Raw genomic sequence first — 20,630 nt, 5'->3', positions numbered from 1 at the left:
CTCTCTCGATGAAAGGTGGTTACGCGGTGGCCGTCGGCCAGGTGATCCAGGACTCCGGGATCTCCGCGTCGAGCCGGCGCACGTCCTGGCGCCCCAGCACCCGGTGGTGCAGCAGCTCGGCGGCGACCAGCCGGGCCACGGCGATCGCGCCCGGCGGGTTGAAGTGCGTGTTGTCCTGCTCGGTCGCGGTCCAGTTGAAGTACTTCTTCGTCTCCTCGACGCCGAGCTTCTGCCACAGCGCGAGTGAGAGGGCCTGCAGGTCGAGCAGCGCCACGCGCTCCTCCTCGGCGAGCGCACGCATCGCCGCCGGATACTCGCCGTGGGTCGGCAGGGCGTTGCCGTTCGCGTCGAACCTGCGACGTTCGACGGACGTGGCGAGCACGGGCCGGGCCCCGCGGGCCCGGGCGCCCTCGATGTACAGGCGCAGATAGTCCTGGTACGTCGTCCAGGGCTCGGTGTGACGAGTGGGGTCCTCGGTCTTCTCGTCGTTGTGCGCGAACTGGACGAGCAGGAAGTCCCCCGGCCGGATCGCGGAGAGTATGGCGTCGAGCCGTCCCTCGTCGACGAAACTCTTCGAACTCCGTCCGTTCACCGCGTGATTGGCGACGGGCCGGTCCTTGTGCAGGAAGAACGGAAGCGCCATGCCCCACCCGGTCTCGGGGGCGGCGGCGGAGTACTTCTGGGCGGCGGTGGAATCACCTGCGACATAGAGGGTCCGCGGACGACGGCCTGAAGCCTGCGCGGTACCGGTTGCGGCAAAAGCGAGAGGAGCGGCGGCGAGCGCCGCGGTGGTGACCTGTCTGCGGGTGAGCGACACGACGATGTGCCTTTCTCGACGGCCTTACGAGATAGAGGGTGCCTTTCACGTGGGGGGTGTCCCCCGCGCCCCCGAAGGGGCGCGGGGAACCGCGCGGCCGGCCACGACAAACCCGCGGCCGGCCGCAAAGCCGAACCTGCCGAGTTCTTAGCCCTTCTGCTCGTTCCACTCCGCCTGAGCCGTGTTCAACTGCTCGGCCAGCGTGTCGAGGAAGTCCTTCGCGCTCATCTTGCCGAGCAGCACCTTCTGGAAGTTCGGCTCGTTGTCCGACTTCGAGATGGTGCCCCAGTCGGGCAGGTAGTACGGCAGCTGAACAATGGTCGTGGAACCGTCACTCAGCGCATCGGCCGCCAGCTTCGTGGGCTCGGCCTTCGAAACCCACGCGTCCTTCGCGGCGTCGTTGTTCGCCGGAACCTGACCGGCCGACTCGTTGAACTTCGAGTTCTCCGCGTGCGAGGTGGCGAACTCGATGAACTTCCAGGCGGCTTCCTTGTTCTTGGACGTCTTGAACAGCCCGAGCCCGTCCACGGGGTTGGACACCTGGACCCGCTTGCCGGAAGCACCGATCGGCTGCGGAATACCCCGGAACTTGTCGGTCCCGAACGCCTTCACATGGTCCTGGTAGGAACCCAGGTTGTGGTTCAGCATGCCGATCGTGCCGGAGTCCCACTGCGCGACCATCTTGGTGAAGTCGTTGTTCAGGTCGGCGGCCGGCGTGACCTTCTTGAAGAGGGCCGCGTACTTCTTCAGCGCCTCGACGTTCTTCGGGTCGTTGACCGTGGTCTCCTCACCGGAGGCGTCCCAGAAGGACGTGATGCCGGACTGCCCGTACATCGCGTCCAGCGCCTGGGCGATGGAGCCGGCACCACCGCGGATGGTGTAGCCGAACTTGTTCTTGCCGCTGTCGGTGAGCTTGTCCGCGGCCTCGTAGAACTTGTCCCAGGTGGTCGGCGCGTCCAGGCCCGCCTGCTCGAACAGGTCGGTGCGGTAGTAGAGCACACCGTTGTTGGCGGAGGTCGGGATCGAGTACAGGGTGCCGTCGCCGCCGCCGGCCGCCTTCAGCGACTTGACCATGTCCTCGTTGAGCTTGCCGTTGAGGGAGGACTTGGCGAGACGGTCGTCCAGCGGGTCCAGCGCGTTCTGTGCGGAGATCGCCGCGATCATCGCCGCGCCGACACCGCCGACGTCCGGCAGGCCGCCGCCCTGGATGGCGGTGTCGACCTTGGACTGGTACTCGGTGGAGGCGATCCCGACGTACTCGACGTCGATGTCCGGGTTCGCCTTCTCGAAGTCGGCGATGATCTCCTTCCAGATGTCGGTGCGGACACCACCGTTGTTGTCCCAGAAGAGGACCTTGCCCTTGCCGCTGCCCTCGGCGCCCTTGTCACCGCCGGAGCCGCTGCCGTCGTCACCGCACGCGGTGGCGGTGAGCGCGAGCACGGAACCCAGGGCGACGGCTATGGCAGCGCGCCTGCTTCTACGGATGCTGATCTTCATTGGTCGGCTCTCTTCTTCTGGATCCAGCGGGGACATGAAGTTGTGGGGGTCAGTGGCGGGCATACGGAGCCCAGTTGTCCGTGCCCTTGAGGTAGTTCGCGACGGTGTGCGCCTTCGCGTCGGCGTCGCTCAGCTGCGGCCGGTCCGCGGTGATGCCCGCCCCCGGCCCGGAGTTGCGGTACTCGGCGAACCGCGCGTCCTTCCACGAGAACCCGCTCATGTCGGTCCACGGGGAGGACTTGACCGCGGCGGGCAGCTCGGTGTCGCGGATCAGCACCTGGGCGACCGCGGCCGGTTCACCGCCCGGGTGCCAGGGCCGGCCGAGGTGGAAAGACCCGTCCGGCGCGTCGCTCACGACCTTCGACTTGGTGATCAGGAATCCGTACGGGTTCCCCGTCCAGGTCGAAGCCGCCGTGATGTAGCCGTTGTTGGTGGCGGAGCCCCGGCTGAGCGCCTTGATGACGGACCGCTCGATGACGGTGGTCGCGCGTCCGTAGACGAAGTCGACATCGCCCTCGATGTACGAGTCGCGGATGTAGACCCGGCTGATGACGTCCAGCTTGGGGCTGTCGGTCATCAGGGTGTCCTGGTTGCCCAGGAAGGCGGTGTTCTCGAAGACGATCCGGTCGCCGGTCGTCTTCATGGCGAGTGCCTGCTCGGCGCTGAGCTCGTGCGCGGCCTCGTCGAAGTCGTTGCTGAAGGTGAGGTTGCGGGCCGTGACGTCGTGCGCGGCGATCCGTACGGTCGCGCTCCCGGTGGAGCCGCCGTACGCGGCGGGCGTGTCGTAGACGATGACGGTGTCGGACCGGCGTTGTCCAGTCCCCTGGAGCACGATGTTCGGCTTCGTCGCGGGGATGAGGACCTTTGCCCGGTACGTGCCCGGCGCGACCGCGATCGTCACGGGCACGGCGTTGCCGTCGGGCACGGCGTCCACGGCGGCCTGCACGGTCGGATAGTCGGCGGGGACGTGCAGCGTGGTACCGATGCGCTTCTGCGGCCCGGAGAACCGCTGGACCAGAGCCGGCACGGCGGCAGCCGGATCCAGCCGGTAGTCGTAGAACTCCCGAGGATCGAAGGCCGCGCCCCACTCGTCGGTCCGCCCGCTCGTGTTCCGCAGGATCGATCCGCGTTCCACCAGCTCGGCGGTGGTGTCGGCCTGGTAGGGGTGCTGGACGTCCCGGTAGTAGCTGTTCTCGATGACCATCTTGGTCCGGCCGCGCGACCAGTTGCCGTACGTCCACACGGGGTCGCCCGGATCCGCCTGTGCCGTCAGGTGGTTGTTGTACAGGTGCGCGTAGGCGGCGTTGTCCACGGACGGGTTGCGCTGCTTGGTGTGGGCGAACAGGTTGTGGTCGATCGTGATCTGCGTCTTGACGTTGGTCGTCCAGCCGAGTCCGAACGTCTTGTTGTTGTTCTCGAACCGGTTGTACGAGACGGTCACGTACTCGCTGTCCTTGCGGACGTCCAGCTGCCCGTCGCAGATGTTCGAGAAGCGGTTGTGATCGACCCACACGTGGTGGACGGTGTCCATCTGGATGCCGTCGAAGTCGGTGTCCTTGCAGTCCCAGTTGCCCTCGACCGCCGAGTCGCGGATCGTCAGGTTGCGGATGATCACGTTGTGCGTGCCGGGGTTGAGGTGCAGCTCGCCCTGGACGATCTCGCCGGTGTCACCGACGCCGATGATCGTCTTGTTCGAGGTCACGACGATCTCCGCACCGAACGGCTCGACGGCTATCGCCCCCGACACCCGGATGACGTACGGCTCTTCGGCCGCCGCGTACGTCGCCAGCGCGGCCTGGTCGGTGACGGTCACGACCTTGCCGCCCGCGCCGCCGGTGGTACCGCCGGCGAGGGAGGCGAATCCGTGGGCCCGGTCGCTCCAGCGGTCGGTCGCGGCCGGTAAAGGGTCCGCGGCCTTCGCCTCACCGACCGTGCCGAGGCACAGGGCGGCCACCAGGCCGAGCGCGGCGGCCACGACTCTGCCGTGCCCCGACCTCGGCAAGCGCTTGCTCTGGGGGTGCGTCATTGCGGCTCCCAAAAGGCGTTCTACGTGCGATCAACAGACGTACGCGAGCGGTGTGTTACGGCGGGACTGATCTACAGCGGGCTGATCCTGAACTGCGTGAAACTCGCCGCGCCCGCGTGTCCCGGGCCCACTGGCGCCAGGGCGAACAGGCCGAGCAGGGCGCCGACCCAGCGCCAGGGGGTGGCGGCGAAGACCTGGCCGGAGGGGCGCAGTCCGTCGCCGACGTCGTAGAAGAAGCGGCAGCGTGCTCCGGCGCCGATCTCGATGCGCAGCCTGGCCCGCCCCTCGGGCGCGAGCCGCGGGTGGTCGGCGTCGCGTTCCTTCTCGGCGACGGTCTCGGCGAACCGGTGCACGAGGTGGACCGTCCCGTCGGCGCCCCGCTGGAGTCCGATCCAGTTGAAGGCGTCTCCGAGGACCGCGAGGCCGGCCCGTGCGCCCGGCTCCTCGCCGTGCAGGGTCAGCTCCACCTCGACGGCGGACGGGACGCCCGGCAGCCGCTGGGTGAGGACGTTCGGCAGTTTGCGCAGGTCGTGCGCGTCGGCCGTGCGGACGCAGGCCAGTCTGAGGCCGTCCCCGGAGTGCTGGGTGGCCCAGCCGTCCTGCGGGTTGGCCGTCCACTGCCACTGGCGGCCGAAGCGTCCGCCGGGGAAGTCGTCGTCGGTGGCGGGCGCCGCGGCCGGCTGTGGTGGCAGATCGGGCCTCGGGTGTTCGGCCACGGGGGCGCCGTCGTCGCCGAGCACCGGCCAGCCGTCCGCGCCCCAGCGCATCGGCTGGAGGTGGACGACCCTGCCGTAGGCGCCGCGCTGCTGGAAGTGCAGGAACCAGTCCTCGCCGGACGGGGTGCGCACCCAGCCGCCCTGGTGGGGGCCGTTGACGTCGGTGTCCTTCTGCTCCAGGACGATCTTCTCCTCGTACGGCCCGAAGAAGCCACGCGAGCGGAAGGCGCCCTGCCAGCCGGTCTCGACGCTCCCGGCCGGGGCGAAGATCCAGAACCAGCCGTCGTGCCGGTAGAGCTTGGGGCCCTCGATGGTGAACCAGCCGGGGATGCGGTCGCCGTCGACGATCACCTTGCCCTCGTCGAGGAGTGACGTGCCGTCGGGGTGCATGCGGTGGCCGGTGAGCCGGTTCTTGATGCCCGAGCGCGACTTGGCCCAGCCGTGCACCAGGTAGGCCGCGCCGGTCTCCTCGTCCCACAGGGGGCAGGCGTCGATGAGCCCCTTGCCCTCCTTCAGCAGATGGGGGCGGGTCCACGGGCCGCGTATCTCGGGGGCGTTGATCTGGAACACGCCCTGGTCGGGGTCGCCCCAGAAGATCCAGAAGCGGTCGTCGTGGTGACGCAAGGCGGGTGCCCAGACGCCGCAGTCGTGCCGCGGGGACCTGAACTCGCTCGCCGGTTCCAGGCGTTCCAGCGCGTGGCCGACCAGGGTCCAGTTGACCAGGTCGCGGGAGTGCAGCAGGGGCAGGCCCGGGGCGCGGCCGAAGCTGGACGCGGTGAGGTAGAAGTCGTCGCCCACGCGGACCACGTCCGGGTCGGACCAGTCGGCGTTCAGGACGGGGTTCGTATACGTCTCGGCGGTCGGAACGGCCTCCGGGATCGTCTCGGCGGTCACAGGCTCACCGCCTTGCGGATGAGGGCCGCGGCCCCGTTCCGGTCGAGGCGGCCGTCGGCGACCACGGTGACGATCCGGCGTACGACGGTGTCTCCCGGCTCGATCGGCACCCGTTCCTCGTACGCCAGGGACGAGCCGACGCCCGGGTACTCGGCGGTGCGGACGAACCACGGGTCCCGGCGGGTCTGCTCGGTGGCACCGGCGAAGACCAGGGTCCAGGTGGCGCCGGCCAGGGCGAGCCAGTCGGCGCGGGTGCCGTGGATCCGGGCCTCGCCCTCGGTGCCCGCGGTGAAGACCTGCGGGGCCTCGTCCTCCTTGCGCGCCCGCCAGAAGAAGCCGCCGTAGGCAGCGCCGGGGCGGCCGTTGGTCGCCGGGCTGCCGATCGACAGCGGGTCGGCGGTGACGTTGGTCAGGGAGAAGGTGAAGTCCAGCGCCCAGGCGGTGTCGGTGAGTTCGGTGGCGGCGACGGTACGGCGTTCGCGCAGGAGCTCACCGTCCGCGGCCACCCAGCGCAGCTCCTCCACGAACCCGTCGGGGTCGCGCAGCTGGAACGTGGTGTGGCGCTGGGCGCCGTGGTTGTCGAGCTCGGTCGGGCCCTGCTCGCGGACGTAGGTGCGTCCGCCCCAGAAGTTGAACCCCTCGACGTCGGGAACGGCGACACCGACGCCGAGGTGGTGTGTGTGGTCGGCGGGGCTGAGCTCGGTCACCGCCGTGCCGGCCAGGGTGGTGACCGGGTGCAGGTACGGGCGCGGGGAGAGCCGGGCCGGCAGCTCGGGCCGGGTGACGTACCGGCCGACCGGTCGGCCCGCGACGCGCAGCACCGCCGAGTCGTTGGTCGTGGTCGTCATCACGTGCTCACCTCTTTCGGTAGGGCCCAGGGGGCGCCCAGCTCGGAGTAGAGGGCGAGGTTGTCGGCGGCGGCCGCGACGAGTCCGTCGATGCCGGACACGACCCGGCGCTGCTCGTCGGGGAGCAGCTGCCAGGTGCCCTCCGGCAGCGGGGCCGGGTCGGGGGCTTGCCGGATCGCCTCGACGACCTTCATGAAGGAGCCCGTCACGTCCGGCGTGACCAGTAGTTCCGTGCCGTCGGTGAGGTGCTCGACGAGGTTCTCCAGCAGGTCGGTGCGGCCGTACTCGTACTCCTCGGGGCCGTGGTCGGCGCGCTGGAGCAGCACGCGGTCCTGCTTGTACCAGAGGGTGATCCGGCCGTGGCTGCCGTGCGCGACGACGTACGGCTCGTCCGGGTCCTCGGCGCACAGGGTCGCGGCGACGGTGACCGGCAGGCCGCCCGTGGTGGTGACACGGACGCAGGAGGTGTCGTCGGACTCGATGTCGTTGGCACGCAGCAGCTCGGTCTCGATCCCGGCGACGTCCTCGGCGCGCGGGGCACCGGCCAGGGCCAGGGCGGTGGCGACGGCGTGCGCGAGGGGGTTGGTCAGCGCCCCGTCGATCACGTCGACGCCGTTCAGCCGCCGCTTGCCCGCCCAGGGTGCCCGCCGGTAGTAGGCCTCGGGACGCGCCCAGGCACCGGCCCCGCCGACGCCGGCCAGCTCGCCGATCGCGCCCTCGGCGATCAGCTCGCGGACCGCGGGCACGGCGTGCGAGCCGAGCGACTGGAAGCCGATCTGGCAGACGACCCCGGCCTCGGCGACCCCGTCCGCCATGCGGCGGAACTCGGCGTACGAGGGGGCGGGCGGCTTCTCCAGCAGGAGGTGGACGCCCCTGCGCGCGGCCGTCAGCGCCAGGTCCGTGTGGGTGTGGATGGGCGTGCAGATCACAGCGATCCGGGCGCCGGTGGAGTCGAGGAGGGCACCGAAGTCCGCGGACTGCTCGGGCGCGCCGAGGCCCTCGGGCAGTTCGTCCGCGGTCAGCGGGGTCAGCTCGCAGATACCGGCGAGCCGGACGATCCCCTTGTCCTGGAGCCTGCGGATGTTGTCCAGGTGCCAGTGGCCGTGGCCACGCGCGCCCGCCAGGACGATGTCTACGGTCATGGGGTCCTCCCTGCGCCCGCGCCGCGTGCCACCTCTCGGTCGGCCGCCTCGGCGCTGTCGATCTTTGTGTGCAGGGTAGGTGTCCAGCCGACGTCCGCTGTGAGGTCACGCTCACTGGCCGAGTTGTAGGCGTTGTAGATCGTGAGCAGGTCCACCGGATAGCCGTTGAAGAGGTTGCCGCTCGTGTGCAGGGCGGTGCCGTTCCAGCTCTTGACCAGGTCGGCGGCCTCGATGTGGCCGGGCACGTGGAAGACGTTGTTCTCGGCACGGATCGCCGATTCGGTGGACGCCCCGATGGAGTAGCGGTAGTCGTGTACGTCTTCCGGGACGACGTACCGGTTGTTGTACAGGTGCACCTGCCCGAAGCGGACGCGGGGCGCCCGCTGGACGACGGACTCGAACTCGTTGTGGTGCAGGGTCACCCGGAGCTTGCCGCGGTCGCCGGTGGCCGAGTCGCTGTTGCCGATGAGCATCGCCTTGTCGTGGTCGGCGAAGCGGCTCCAGGAGACGGTGATCAGGTCGGAGCCGCCTGTGATGTCCAGCAGGCCGTCGTGGCGGAGGTAGTTGCGGGCGAAGTGGGTCGGTTCCTTCTCGTCCGGGTGGCCCTTGTCGGAGGCCGTGACGTGGTCGATCCAGACGTGCGTGGCACCGCGCAGCCAGAGGGTGTCGTACGCCGTCTTCCAGTCCCCGAGGCCGCCCTTGTTGGGCTGCCAGACGGGGAAGCAGTCGTAGGCGTCGCGGAGTTCGAGATTGCGGATGATCACGTTGTCCGCGTTGCTGACCTGGAGGCCGGCACCCTTGAGGACGGCCTTGGAGCCGAGGCCGACGATGGTGGTGTTGGAGCCGACGGGCAGGACGACCCGCTCGGCCTGTCTGGCCGCCGAGGCCTGGCGGGCCTCCTCCTGCGGGCCGCTGGGCGGGTCCGAACCCCAGGTGCGGGGGTCGTAGGCGGCCAGGTACTTCTTCAGGCTGTAGCCGTCGGTGGCGTAGTCGGCGCAGTCCAGGCGGTCGCCGTCGTCGTCGGTGTTGGCGTCGATGGTCCCGGCGATCTTGATGATCTTCGGGGTGGCGCTGCCGCCGTCGAGGGCGCGGACCAGTCCGGCGCGGTCGGTGACCGTGTACACGTGGGCGTCGTCGGCCGCCGCGCCCCCTGTGGTGCCGCCGTCGGCGGCCGCCCAGCCGTCGTTCGGGGCCAGGGTCTCGCGGCTGATGTCACGGGCCTCCGCGTGGGCGGGGACGCAGAGCATCCCCAACAGGCCGAGGGCCACGGTGAGGTGACGCTTCCTCATCCCTTCACCGCCCCCGCGCTGAAGCCCGTGATCAGCCACTTCTGGATGAAGGCGAAGACGAGCACGACGGGTACGGCCGCGATGATGCCGCCCGCGGCGAGAGCGCCGAGGTCGACGCTGTCCGCGCTCATCAGGGTGTTGAGGCCGACCGGGATGGTCTGCTTGCTCTGGTTGTTCAGGAACATCAGGGCGAACAGGAAGTGGTTCCACGAGTGCACGAAGGCGAAGGAGCCGACGGCGATCAGACCGGGCCGCAGCAGCGGCAGGACGACGATCCGGAACGCGGTGAACCGGTTGCAGCCGTCGACCCAGGCCGCCTCTTCCAGCGAGTACGGCACGTTCTTGATGAAGTTGCTGATCAGGATGATCGACAGCGGCAGCTGGAAGACCGTCTCCGCGATGATGACACTGCCCAGCGAGTTGATCATCTGGAGCTCGGCGAAGATCTCGAACAGCGGGACCAGGAGCAGCGCGCCCGGTACGAACTGGGAGCACAGCAGGGCCAGCATGAAGGCCTGCTTGATCTTGAAGTCGAACCGGGCGAGCGCGTAGCCGCCGGCCAGCGCGACGAGGGTCGTCATCACCAGGGTGGCGAGACCGACGAGCAGACTGTTCTCGAAGTAGGTGGCGAAGCTGCGCTCGGTCCACACCTTCTCGAAGTGCTCGAAGGTGACCGGCCAGGGCACGAGCGAGGTCGAGCCCGCCGGGCGCAGCGCGAAGAGCAGGATCCAGTAGAAGGGGATCAGCGTGAAGACGAGGTAGATCGACAGGGGCAGGTAGATCTGCCAGCGAGGGGCCTCGTCCCAGGCGGGACGCTTCTTGACCGGGCGCTGCGGTTCGAGAACCGTGCGCCGGGGGGCCGGTGCCACCGCGGTGGCCTCCTTGGTGCTCACTTGTCCCCACCTCCGAACTTGCTCAGGCGCAGATAGACCATCGAGCAGAAGAGCAGGATCACGAACGCCACCGTGGTCAGGGCGGACGCGTAGCCGAAGTTGTGGGCGTCGACGCTGGTGTTGGCGATGTAGAGCGGGAGTGTCGTCGTCTCGCCGGCCGGTCCGCCGCCCGTGAGGGTGTAGAGGAGGTCGACGTTGTTGAACTCCCACACCGCTCGCAGCAGCGTGGACAGGATGATCGCGTCCTTCAGGTGCGGCAGCGTGATGTGCCAGAACTGCTTGATCCGGCTCGCCCCGTCGACCTCGGCGGCCTCGTACAGGTCCTTCGAGACGGACTGCAGGTCGGCGAGGATGAGGATCGCGAAGAAGGGGACACCGCGCCACAGGTCGGCGACGACCGCCGCCGAGAACACGGTCGAGGTGTCCGACAGCCAGCTGGTGCCGTAGCTGCCGATGCCCATGTCCGCGAGGTAACGGGTGATGCCCGTCTGGGAGTTGTAGAGCAGCACCCAGATCGCGGAGGTGAGCACGCCGGAGACGGCCCACGGGGAGAAGACCATGGCGCGTCCGAGCGAGCGGCCCACGAAGGTCTGGTTGACGATGAGGGCCAGCGCCAGACCGAACATCAGCTGGAGCCCGACCTCGACGAAGACCCACTTGGCACTGAAGGTCAGCGTGTCCCAGAAGATGGGGTCGTCGGTGAAGGCGTGGACGAAGTTGTCGAAGCCCGCATAGCCGTTCCGCCACGGTTTGGTGGGGTTGTAGTTCTGCAGGCTGTAGTAGAAGACGCTGATGACCGGGTAGGCGATGAAGCCCAGCATGAGCAGGGCCGCCGGCGCGATCAGCAGGTAAGGGAGCCTGCGCGGCGTGGCGGAGGCACGGCGTCGCCGGGGTGGCCCCGGCGGTTTCGCCACGGCGGCGGCTTGGGCCATGACTGTTCTCCGTTTCTGGTACGTCGTGCGTTGTGGTGCGGTGTCTCGCGTTCGGGTGAAGCGCTTTCTCTCAGGGCGCGCCCGGTTCTTGTCCTGGTGAGGGACAGGGCGGTTCAGCCCGCGTACGGGTCCTGCACCTTGCCGGGGCGGGCCAGGAACTCGAAGTCGCAGCCCGTGTCGGCCTGGGTGATCTGTTCGTTGTAGAGCGCGCCGTAGCCGCGCTCGTAGCGCACCGGCGGCGGTGTCCACTCGGCCCGGCGGCGCTCCAGCTCCTCGTCGTCCACGTCCAGATGGAGGGCGCGGGCGTCGACGTCGAGGGTGATGCTGTCGCCGGTCCGGACGAGGGCCAGCGGTCCGCCGATGTACGACTCGGGTGCCACGTGCAGGACGCACGCGCCGTAACTCGTGCCGCTCATCCGGGCGTCGGAGATCCGGACCATGTCCCGCACCCCCTGCTTGAGCAGGTGGTCGGGGATGGGCAGCATGCCGTACTCGGGCATGCCCGGTCCGCCCTTGGGCCCGGCGTTGCGCAGCACCAGCACGCTCTCGGCGGTGATGTTCAGCGACGGGTCGTTGATGGTCCGCTGCATGGTCCGGTAGTCGTCGAAGACGACCGCGGGACCGGTGTGCTTGAGCAGGTGCGGCTCGGCGGAGATGTGCTTGATGACCGCGCCGTCCGGGCAGAGGTTGCCGCGCAGGACGGCGACCCCGCCCTCGTTCGCGACCGGGTTGTCCCGGAGCCGGATGACGTCGTCGTTGTGCACCTGCGCACCGGCGATCTGCTCGCGCAGGGTGTCGTACGAGACGGTCGGCCGCTCCAGGTGGAGCAGGTCCGGGATCCGGGAGAGGAAACCGGGCAGACCGCCGGCGAAGTGGAAGTCCTCCATCAGGTAGGTCTGTCCGCCGGGCCGTACGTTGGCGAGCACCGGGACCGTGCGGGCGATGCGGTCGAAGTCGTCCAGGGTGAGCTTGACTCCGGCCCGGCCCGCCATGGCGATCAGGTGGATCACCGCGTTGGTGGAGCCGCCGAGGCCGAGCACGGTGGTGACCGCGTCCTCGAAGGCGTCACGGGTGAGGATCTCGCTCAGCCTGCGGTCCTTGTGGACCAGTTCGACGATCCTGAGGCCCGCGGCGGCGGCCATCCGGTCGTGCCCGGAATCGACGGCCGGGATGCTGGAGGCGCCCGGGACCGTGACGCCGAGGGCCTCGGCGGCGGCGGTCAGCGTGGACGCCGTCCCCATCGTCATGCAGTGACCGGGAGAGCGGGCGAGCCCGGACTCCAGTTCGGTCATCTCGCAGTCGCCGATGAGGCCGGCCCGCTTGTCGTCCCAGTACTTCCACATGTCGGTGCCGGAGCCGAGGATCTCGTTGCGCCAGTGGCCCGGCAGCATGGGCCCGGCCGGCACGAAGACGGCGGGCAGGTCGACGGTCGCGGCACCCATGAGGAGCGCGGGCGTGGACTTGTCGCAGCCGCCCATGAGGACGGCCCCGTCGACCGGGTAGGACCGCAGCAGCTCCTCGGTCTCCATCGCCAGCATGTTGCGGTAGAGCATCGGGGTCGGCTTCTGGAAGGTCTCGCTGAGCGTGGAGACCGGGAACTCGAGCGGGAAACCTCCGGCCTGCCACACCCCCCGCTTCACGGCCTGCGCGCGGTCCCGCAGATGGACGTGGCAGGGGTTGATGTCGGACCAGGTGTTGAGGATCGCGATGACCGGCTTGCCCAGGTGCTCCTCGGGCAGGTAGCCGAGCTGCCGGGTACGCGCGCGGTGGCTGAAGGAGCGCAGGCCGTCGGTGCCGTACCACTGGTGGCTTCTGAGGTCCTCGGGGCGCTTTCTGACCGGCCCGTTCACATCGACCACCCGGCGGCTATCGCGGCGACTTCCGCCCGCTCGTCCTCGGGCAGGTGCCTGCTCGGCGGCCGGACCTCGCGGCGGCACAGACCGAGGGAGGCGAGAGCTTCCTTGACGACGGTGACGTTGTTGGCGGAGCCGTTCGCGGCGCGCAGTTCCTCGAACCGGCGGATCTGCTCCCAGACCTTCATCGCGCCCGGGAAGTCGCCGGACCGCAGCGCTTCGATCATGTTCAGCGAGACGGACGGGGCGACGTTCACCAGTCCGGAGGTGAAGCCGGTGGCGCCCGCGGAGAAGTACGAGGGGGCGTACGGCTCGGCGAGGCCTGCGACCCACACGAAACGGTCGAGGCCGGCGTCGCGGGCGAACGCCGCGAATCTGGCCGCGTCCGGGACCGCGTACTTCACGCCGATGACGTTCGGGCAGGCGTCGGCGAGTTCGGCGAGGCGGACGCCGTGCAGTTGGGCGTTGCGGATGTACGGGACGACGCCCAGCTCGGGCACCGCCTCGGCGATCGCGCGGTGGTAGTCGACCCAGCCGCTCTGCGAGACGTAGGGGTGGACGGGCTGGTGGACCATGACCATCTGGGCGCCCTGCTCACGGGCGTGCCGTGCGGAGGCGATGGCGGTCGGCACGTCGTGTCCGACCCCGACGAGGATCACGGCACGGTCGCCGGCCTCGTCGATGGTCCACTCGGTGACGAGCTGCCGCTCCCGGGGGGTGAGGGCGTAGAACTCCCCGGTGTTGCCGTTGGGGGTGAGGGTCCTGACTCCTCCGTCGAGCAGACGACGCAGCAGGGCCCGGTGGGTGTCCTGGTCGAGGCGGCCGTCCTCGGCGAACGGGGTCACCGGGATCGCCACCACGTCGGCCAGGGCCGTCCGCTGGGTCTCGAACGTCGTTGTCATGCCTGACCGTCCTCTCCCTGGGCCTCGGACTCCGCATGCGGAAAGGCCCGCTGCACGAACGACCCGATGTGCGAGTGAAGGGCGCGGGCGGCTCCGTCGGCGTCACCGGCGAGGGCGAGCCGCAGGATCTCCCGGTGCTCGCCGGCCTCCCGCTCCCAGGACGGCGAGGCCGCCCAGGCGACGGCGGAGACGAGGGCCGCCTGGTCGCGCACCTCGTCGAGCATCCGGCCGAGCAGCGGATTGCCGCAGGGCAGATAGAGGGCGCGGTGGAACTCCCGGTTGGCCAGGGAGCGTTCGGCGGTGTCGGTGGCCTCGTCGGCCCTGGTCAGCGCGGAGCGGGCGGCGTCGAGGGACGCCCCACGCTGCACGGCGCGCTTCAGCGCCTCGGGCTCCAGGAGCAGCCGGACGTCGTAGACCTCGCGCGCCATGTCCGCGTCCACCATGCGCACCGTGACGCCCTTGTACTGGTTCATCACGACGAGCCCGGTGCCGGCCAGGGTCTTGAGGGCCTCGCGCACCGGGGTCTTGGACACCCCGAACTGTGCGGCGAGCTCGGTCTCGACCAGAGCCTGCCCCGGGGTCAACTGCCCGGTGAGGATGCGGTGTTTGATCCCTTCCAGCACGTACTGCGTGCGGGAGGGGATCGGCGTGGGCACAGAGGTCATGCGCGCCTCTCGGATATCGCGTATCGGATCTCACGTATCGCGTCTCATATATGACGTACGAAGTACGACGCGTTGAAGGTAGGGAGGGCGCGCGTGTTTCGTCAATGCTTCTGACAAAGGAAGGTCAGGTTGCGGCAAAGACGGCGTCAGACGGAGCGGGTCTCCCCAATCCGGGCGGCGGCGGTCGGCCCGCCGAAGACCGAGGCGGCACGGGCGGTCGCCGCCTCGGGGGTGAGCGTGGGCCCGACATGCGTCACGAGCAGCTGCCCCACGCCGGCCGCACGGGCGGTGTCGCCGACGTCCTCGGGGGTCAGATGCACCTGTTCGCCTTCGCGATGCGCGTCGATGTCGGCCTCGCAGAGGAACAGGTCGGCGTTCAGGGCGAGTTCGGTGAGCGCGGCACAGGGCCCGCTGTCACCGGAGTAGGCGAGGGTGCGTCCGCCGGTTGCGGCGCGCAGGCCATAGGCCTCGACGTCGTGCGTGACGGCGTGCGCGGTGAGGACCAGTTCGCCGTGCCGCGTGGTGTGGCCGTCGTGCAGGGTCCGGAAGTCGAGGATGCCGCTCAGGGACCCGGCGTCCGGCCGCCCGAAGAACCCGGCGAGGCGCTCGGCGCAGCCGGCCGGGGCGTAGACCGGGATGGGGGCGGCCGGGGTGAGCCCGCCGTAGGCGAGCCCGTAGACGGCGGAGAGCAGATCGGCGTGGTGATCGGCGTGCAGATGGGAGATCCAGATGGCGCTGAGCCGCGCGGGATCGGTGTGCCGCTGCAACTCCGCGAAGGTCCCGGGCCCGGCGTCCACCCACACCTCGGCACCGCCACCACGCACCAGATAGCCGGAGCAGGGCCGGTCCGGCTGCGGGTGCGGGGAGGCGGTGCCGAGGACGGTGAGGGTGAGCGCGAGGGGCATGTGGGAAGCGTAGTTCGCCGCCCCGGGCCGCACGCCCGCCGACTACGACTACGGCCTCGGCGTCCACCCCGGGTCGCGTCCGCTCAGCCCCACCGCCCGGTCGAGCAGCGAGGCCTTGGCGGGGACCGGGACGATCGGGCCGAAGATCTCGCCGCGGCCGGGGTCGTCGGCGGAGGCGAGGAGGAAGTCGTACGACGCCTGCAGGGCGGTGGGGTCCGGGGCGTACGGCTGCCCGGTGGCGCGGGCCAGGTCCCAGCCGTGGATGACCAGCTCGTCGACCGCGACCGCGGCGGCGACCGCGCCCGGCAGATCCACGCCGCCCGCGCGGGTCATGCCGGTCCAGGCGGCCGGGTCGCGCCAGGCGTCGGCGAGCTCGTCGAGGTTCTTCGGCAGCTCCTCGCGCCAGCCGGGGGCGATGTCGGGTACGGCCGTGTCCGGGCTGGTGTCGGTCGTGACGCCCAGGTCCTTGCGGCCGGCGTCACGGAAGGCGACGGACAGGCCGATCAGATGCCCCAGCAGGTTGCGCAGCGCCATCTTTGGGCAGGGCGTCGGGGCCGTGAGCTGCTCGTCGCTCACGCCCTCCGCGAGGCGCGCGATGATCCGGGTCTGCGGTCCGAGGTCGAAGGTCGTCGGGTCGGTCATGTGCGTGCTCCTCCGGGATGCGGACTCTCCTCGAAGGGGGGACCGTCCTCATCCCGAAAACTCATCGCACGTCGGCCTCGACATCTGCCGTACGGACAGGCCCGGCACTGCGAACCGAGGGCGCCCGGCCACCTGGCGCACGGCGGTCCGGCCGTCGCTCTCCTGGGCGCGGTGACCTTCGTGGGTGCAGCCCTGCTGCACGCGTGCGTGCGGGCCCGGTTCGGCCGGCTGATCCGACTGACGGCGGCAGACGTCGTCGGCCACTCCCCCGCGGGCGCCGGCGTCCTCGGCGCCGTCCGGGGCGCCGGGTCGGTCGCCCTCACACCCGCCTCCGGCCCGGCTCAGAGCTCGCTGAGCCCCTTGCGGACCGCCGCCAGGTCGTCGTCCGACGCCAACCCGGCGTGATACAGCCGCAGTTCGGTTGCTCCCAGCTCCTGGGCCCGCACGGCGTCTTCCTTCACCGTGCCCGGGCTGCCGCCCATGCCCGAGACCACGCCGAGGTTGGCGGCGATGACGGCGTCTTCGCGCCCCTGTTCCGCGAAGGGCTTCAGCAGGCCGGGACCGCCCGCGCACGGGACGACCACGCCGTCCGCCACGGACAGGATGTGCGCGGGGTCGACGCCCGGGTTGGCTCCGACGTGGTGGGTCACGGGGTCGGCGTGCAGCAGCACCTGGAAGCCCTCGGGAGCGGCCGCGCGGACCGCGGCGACGGCGGCCTCCTGGAGCGTGCGGGCACTCTCGTCGCGCCACGCGCGCGTGGCGGCCGCCTTCTCCTCCCCGAGGAGCTTCTCGACTCCGGCCCAGTCGCCGTCGTCGGGCGCGCCCTGCCACACCGGCTCCAGCGCGGCCCGTACGGCGGCCGCCAGCTCGTCGGCGTCCTGGCCCTGTCGGCCGTACCCCTCCCGGCAGGCCGGGCAGAAGCACAACGCCATCAGGTACAGGCCGGCGTCCCCGAGGCCGACCCCGCCGGTCTTGTCGTGGGCGTGCAGGTGCTGGAGGCCGTACCAGCCGAGGGACTCCAGCTCGGTGCCGGCCGCGCCCGGGCGTACGGCTGCCTCGGCGGCGAGGTCGACGAGGTACGCACGCGTGGCGGACTGTGCGATGCAGGGGGCCCACGGGTAGCGGTCGCCGTAGGCGTTGACGACCGAGGTGTCGGGGTGTTCGGCGCCCAGACGGGAGTTGTGCGCGAGGACCACCCAGGTGTGCACCTCCAGACCGGCCTCCGCGAGCGCACCGGCAGCCTCGCCGAACGCGTCCCCGGGAGCCCAGTCCCCGGCGGCGTACGGGCGCAGCTCCCGCCCCCGCCAACGGCCGTCCGTGGGATAGAGGACGGCCGCGTGCTCGGCGGTGACGATGCGGTGGCGCGGGTGGCGGGGGGTCAGGGCGCGGGTGGAGTGGTAGGCGGCCGCGAGGGTCACCTGGTGGACGCCGAGCGCGGCGATGCGTCCCGGCGCCTCCGGGTCGCCGTTGACGTCCCAGGGGTAGACGAACGTCGACACCTTCACTTGTTCTCCTCCAGGATCGCGTACCCGCGCTCGATCACCTGAGCGAGCTGCTTGACATGATCCTCTCTCGGCTCGTGCAGCGGGGGCCGCACCTGTCCCACGTCGAGCCCGCGCAGCCGTACGCCGGCCTTGACGAGGGCGACGGCGTAGCCGCGGCCCTGGGCGCGCAGTTCGACGAAGGGCTTGTAGAAGCCGTCGAGGAGGCGGTGGGCGGTGGTGTCGTCGCCGGTCCGGTGGGCCTCGTGGAAGGCGAGGGCGATCTCGGGCGCGAAGCAGAAGACGGCGGAGGAGTAGAGGGTGATGCCGAGGCCGCGGTAGGCGAGCTGGGTCTGCTCGGCGGTGGGCAGTCCGTTGAAGTAGAGGAAGTCGCCGGGGACCTCGGTGCGTACGGCGCTGACGATCCGCTGCATCAGGTCCAGGTCGCCGAGTCCGTCCTTGAAGCCGATGATCCCGTCCGTGCGGGCCAGTTCGACGACGGTCTCGGGGGTGAACACGGCGTTGTCGCGCTGGTAGACGATCATCGGCCGCGCGGTCGCGGCGGCCACGTCCCGGTAGTGCCGCAGCAGTCCCTCCTGCCCGGCGACCACGAGGTACGGCGGCATGGCGAGCAGGCCGTCGGCCCCGGCTGCCTCGGCGAGCCGTGCGTACCGTACGGCGAGTGCGGTGCCGTATCCGGCGCCCGCGACGACCGGCACCCGGCCCGCCGTCTCCTGCACCGCCGCCCGCACGCACGCCTCGAACTCCTCGGGCACCAGCGCGTGGAACTCCCCGGTGCCGCAGCACGCGAAGACGGCGGCGGCCCCGGCCTCCACCCCTTGACGCACGTGCGCGCGGTAGACGTCGAGGTCGAGGGAGCCGTCGGGGCCGTAGGCGGTGACCGGGAAGAACAGGGGCCCGCTGGGGATGCCGAGCCGGGCGGCGAGGGGGGCAGACGTCACGGGCTCTCCCTAGAACAGGCGCTCACGTTTATGATTCACATCTATATTTATGAACGTCTCCACCCTAAAGAGCCCCTTCGTGGCCGGTCAAGCGCGCAAACCCGCGTCACAGAAGCGGATTGCCCAGCTCCCCGCCATACTTGACGAGACGCGTCACGGATCCCTAGCGTGTCCACGAATGTGAATACTGTCCACACATGCGCCCACCTGATACAGGCGGCGGACCCAAGGAGACCCGAGGATGCCCGCTCCCCGCACCGTTCTGCTCACCGGCGCAGCCGGTGGACTCGGGTCCCTGATGCAGAACCTGCTCCCGGCCTTCGGCCATGAGCTGCGTCTGCTCGACCTGCGCCCCATCGACGGCGAGCCGGACGCGATCGCCGCGGACCTCGCCGACAAGGACGCGGTGCGCGAGGCCGTGCGGGGCGTCGACGCGATCATCCACCTCGCGGGGATCTCCCTGGAAGCCCCCTTCGAGAAGATCCTCGACGCGAACATCGTGGGCACGTACAACCTGTACGAGGCCGCCCGCGAGGAGGGCATCCGGCGGATCGTCTTCGCCTCCTCCAACCACGCGGTCGGCTTCACCCCCCGCCCCCAGGGCGACACTCCGGTTGATCCGGACGCCCTCATCCCCATCGACACCCCGCACCGCCCGGACACCTTCTACGGCCTGTCCAAGGCCTTCGGCGAGGACCTCGCGCAGTTCTACTGGGACAAGCACGGCATCGAGACCGTCTCCGTGCGCATCGGCTCCTGCTTCCCCGAGCCGACCAGTGTGCGCATGCTCTCGGTGTGGATGAGCCCCGCCGACGGTGCCCGCCTCTTCCACGCGGCCCTGACCGCCGAGGGCGTCGGGCACACCGTCGTCTACGGCTCCTCCGCCAACACGCGGCTGTGGTGGGACCTGACCACGGCGCGGAGCCTCGGCTACGAACCGCAGGACGACTCCGAGCCGTACGCCGAGAAGCTGATCGCCGAGCACGGCGAGCTGGACCCGGAGAACGTGGCGCACGCCTACCTGGGCGGCCACTTCGTGAGCGATCCGCCGATCTGGCCGTACTAGTACTTGCAGGCAGCACGCGGCGGCGGGCGGGCACCGAACGGGCCCGCCCGCCGCCGCGTTCGGGCACCCGTGCTGCCCGATCTCACGCGCCGGCGCCCGGCCGCGCAGGTCCGAGGCGGGCGCGCCCCGCGGCGAACGGGCACACCCGGGCAGTATCGGGCCCGCAACAGACCTGGTCAGTGCCGCGCACCGGCTGTAGAACTTCCCTCATGGGCCGAACAGGGGCCCGAACGGGCAAGGCGGCAGCACGGAGGCAGGTGTCGGCCATGAACATCAGGACGGCAGAAGAGCGTCAGCGGGAGATCGTGCGAGCCGCGCGCGCCACCGGCTCGGTCGACGTCACCGCGCTCGCCGCCGAGCTGGGCGTGGCCAAGGAGACCGTACGACGGGATCTGCGCGCCCTGGAGGACCACGGTCTGGTCCGCCGCACCCACGGCGGCGCCTATCCCGTGGAGAGCGCCGGTTTCGAGACGACGCTCGCGTTCCGCGCCACCAGCCACGTTCCCGAGAAGCGCCGGATCGCGGCCGCCGCGGCCGAGCTGCTCGGGGACGCCGAGACGGTCTTCGTCGACGAGGGCTTCACCCCGCAGCTCATCGCCGAGGCACTGCCCAGGGACCGCCCGCTGACCGTGGTCACCGCGTCCCTGCCGGTCGCGGGCGCACTGGCCGAATCCGACGGGATCTCGGTCCTGCTGCTGGGCGGCCGGGTCCGCTCCGGCACCCTCGCCACCGTGGACCACTGGACGACGAAGATGCTGGCCGGCTTCGTCGTCGACCTCGCCTACATCGGCGCCAACGGCATCTCCCGCGAGCACGGCCTGACCACACCCGACCCCGCGGTCAGCGAGGTCAAGGCGCAGGCGATCCGGGCGGCGCGCCGCACGGTGTTCGCCGGCGTGCACAGCAAGTTCGGGGCGGTCAGCTTCTGCCGGTTCGCCGAGATCGGCGTACTGGAGACGATCGTGACGAGCACGCTGCTGCCGACGGCCGAGGCCCATCGCTACTCGCTGCTGGGACCACAGGTCATCCGCGTCTGAGAAACCGACTCACCACTTCTCCAGGGCGCTTCCACACCCAGGCACGCCCTTTGTCTCCCGATA

Annotated in this window: 19 protein-coding genes; 3 read left to right on the top strand and 16 right to left on the bottom strand. The window is 70.4% G+C overall.

Annotated elements, in window-relative coordinates; translation table 11 throughout:
- Positions 1 to 19: 19 nt before the first annotated feature.
- The 14 genes from KUM49_RS06620 to KUM49_RS06555 form a co-directional block, all read right to left on the bottom strand.
- Entirely contained in the window at positions 20 to 817 is a 798-nt protein-coding gene (locus KUM49_RS06620) for a rhamnogalacturonan acetylesterase (protein ID WP_217235755.1), read from the bottom strand.
- A 147-nt stretch (positions 818 to 964) separates the two neighbouring features.
- The gene (locus tag KUM49_RS06615; protein ID WP_217235754.1) at positions 965 to 2,314 is read right to left on the bottom strand and encodes a sugar ABC transporter substrate-binding protein; all 1,350 of its coding nucleotides are present in this window, start codon (positions 2,312 to 2,314) and stop codon (positions 965 to 967) included.
- A 49-nt stretch (positions 2,315 to 2,363) separates the two neighbouring features.
- Positions 2,364 to 4,340 carry a pectinesterase family protein gene (locus KUM49_RS06610; protein WP_217235753.1) on the bottom strand — a complete coding sequence of 659 codons (1,977 nt, stop codon included), beginning with the start codon at positions 4,338 to 4,340 and terminating at the stop codon, positions 2,364 to 2,366.
- Between the two features lie 71 nt (positions 4,341 to 4,411).
- Positions 4,412 to 5,950 (bottom strand): family 43 glycosylhydrolase, encoded by a 1,539-nt coding sequence (locus KUM49_RS06605; RefSeq protein ID WP_308406558.1) that lies wholly within the window; start codon positions 5,948 to 5,950, stop codon positions 4,412 to 4,414.
- Positions 5,947 to 6,798 carry a PmoA family protein gene (locus tag KUM49_RS06600; protein ID WP_217235752.1) on the bottom strand — a complete coding sequence of 284 codons (852 nt, stop codon included), beginning with the start codon at positions 6,796 to 6,798 and terminating at the stop codon, positions 5,947 to 5,949. The genes KUM49_RS06605 and KUM49_RS06600 overlap by 4 nt, the downstream gene beginning before the upstream one ends.
- On the bottom strand, positions 6,798 to 7,940 hold the full coding sequence (locus tag KUM49_RS06595) for a Gfo/Idh/MocA family protein (RefSeq protein ID WP_217235751.1): 1,143 nt from the start codon (positions 7,938 to 7,940) through the stop codon (positions 6,798 to 6,800). Before KUM49_RS06595 ends, KUM49_RS06600 begins: the two co-directional genes overlap by 1 nt.
- Positions 7,937 to 9,229: a polysaccharide lyase family 1 protein gene (locus KUM49_RS06590; RefSeq protein ID WP_217235750.1), complete on the bottom strand. Its 1,293-nt coding sequence runs from the start codon at positions 9,227 to 9,229 to the stop codon at positions 7,937 to 7,939. The genes KUM49_RS06595 and KUM49_RS06590 overlap by 4 nt, the downstream gene beginning before the upstream one ends.
- On the bottom strand, positions 9,226 to 10,122 hold the full coding sequence (locus KUM49_RS06585) for a carbohydrate ABC transporter permease (RefSeq protein ID WP_217235749.1): 897 nt from the start codon (positions 10,120 to 10,122) through the stop codon (positions 9,226 to 9,228). The genes KUM49_RS06590 and KUM49_RS06585 overlap by 4 nt, the downstream gene beginning before the upstream one ends.
- Positions 10,119 to 11,054: a carbohydrate ABC transporter permease gene (locus tag KUM49_RS06580; RefSeq protein WP_217235748.1), complete on the bottom strand. Its 936-nt coding sequence runs from the start codon at positions 11,052 to 11,054 to the stop codon at positions 10,119 to 10,121. The genes KUM49_RS06585 and KUM49_RS06580 overlap by 4 nt, the downstream gene beginning before the upstream one ends.
- Positions 11,055 to 11,167: 113 nt before the next feature.
- Positions 11,168 to 12,904: an L-arabinonate dehydratase gene (gene araD, locus KUM49_RS06575; protein ID WP_374200135.1), complete on the bottom strand. Its 1,737-nt coding sequence runs from the start codon at positions 12,902 to 12,904 to the stop codon at positions 11,168 to 11,170.
- Positions 12,901 to 13,809 (bottom strand): dihydrodipicolinate synthase family protein, encoded by a 909-nt coding sequence (locus KUM49_RS06570; RefSeq protein WP_217235746.1) that lies wholly within the window; start codon positions 13,807 to 13,809, stop codon positions 12,901 to 12,903. The genes araD and KUM49_RS06570 overlap by 4 nt, the downstream gene beginning before the upstream one ends.
- Positions 13,806 to 14,474, bottom strand: coding sequence for a GntR family transcriptional regulator (locus KUM49_RS06565; protein ID WP_217235745.1), 669 nt, complete (start codon positions 14,472 to 14,474; stop codon positions 13,806 to 13,808). Before KUM49_RS06565 ends, KUM49_RS06570 begins: the two co-directional genes overlap by 4 nt.
- Positions 14,475 to 14,620: 146 nt before the next feature.
- Complete coding sequence (locus tag KUM49_RS06560; protein ID WP_217235744.1) at positions 14,621 to 15,379, bottom strand: MBL fold metallo-hydrolase; 759 nt, start codon at positions 15,377 to 15,379, stop codon at positions 14,621 to 14,623.
- 48 nt (positions 15,380 to 15,427) lie between these two features.
- Complete coding sequence (locus tag KUM49_RS06555) at positions 15,428 to 16,021, bottom strand: TIGR03086 family metal-binding protein (protein ID WP_217235743.1); 594 nt, start codon at positions 16,019 to 16,021, stop codon at positions 15,428 to 15,430.
- A 171-nt stretch (positions 16,022 to 16,192) separates the two neighbouring features.
- Here KUM49_RS06555 and KUM49_RS06550 point away from each other — a divergent pair, with 171 nt between their 5' ends.
- Complete coding sequence (locus KUM49_RS06550) at positions 16,193 to 16,426, top strand: hypothetical protein (protein WP_217235742.1); 234 nt, start codon at positions 16,193 to 16,195, stop codon at positions 16,424 to 16,426.
- On the opposite strand, the gene KUM49_RS06545 is transcribed toward KUM49_RS06550, so the two are convergent.
- Complete coding sequence (locus KUM49_RS06545; protein WP_217235741.1) at positions 16,363 to 17,526, bottom strand: hypothetical protein; 1,164 nt, start codon at positions 17,524 to 17,526, stop codon at positions 16,363 to 16,365. The two genes, KUM49_RS06550 and KUM49_RS06545, sit on opposite strands and share 64 nt — an antisense overlap.
- Positions 17,523 to 18,464 carry a 5-dehydro-4-deoxyglucarate dehydratase gene (locus KUM49_RS06540; RefSeq protein WP_217235740.1) on the bottom strand — a complete coding sequence of 314 codons (942 nt, stop codon included), beginning with the start codon at positions 18,462 to 18,464 and terminating at the stop codon, positions 17,523 to 17,525. The genes KUM49_RS06545 and KUM49_RS06540 overlap by 4 nt, the downstream gene beginning before the upstream one ends.
- Before the next feature lie 241 nt (positions 18,465 to 18,705).
- On the opposite strand from KUM49_RS06540, the gene KUM49_RS06535 reads away from it, so the two are divergent.
- The gene (locus KUM49_RS06535) at positions 18,706 to 19,530 is read left to right on the top strand and encodes an NAD(P)-dependent oxidoreductase (protein WP_217235739.1); all 825 of its coding nucleotides are present in this window, start codon (positions 18,706 to 18,708) and stop codon (positions 19,528 to 19,530) included.
- 266 nt (positions 19,531 to 19,796) lie between these two features.
- Positions 19,797 to 20,567: a DeoR/GlpR family DNA-binding transcription regulator gene (locus tag KUM49_RS06530; RefSeq protein ID WP_217235738.1), complete on the top strand. Its 771-nt coding sequence runs from the start codon at positions 19,797 to 19,799 to the stop codon at positions 20,565 to 20,567.
- Positions 20,568 to 20,630: the final 63 nt, after the last annotated feature.

The organism is Streptomyces sp. AC555_RSS877, assembly GCF_019049245.1.
Taxonomy (GTDB): domain Bacteria; phylum Actinomycetota; class Actinomycetes; order Streptomycetales; family Streptomycetaceae; genus Streptomyces.
Note: the sequence above shows the minus strand (reverse complement) of the source record. Positions and strands in the feature narration are given on the sequence as shown.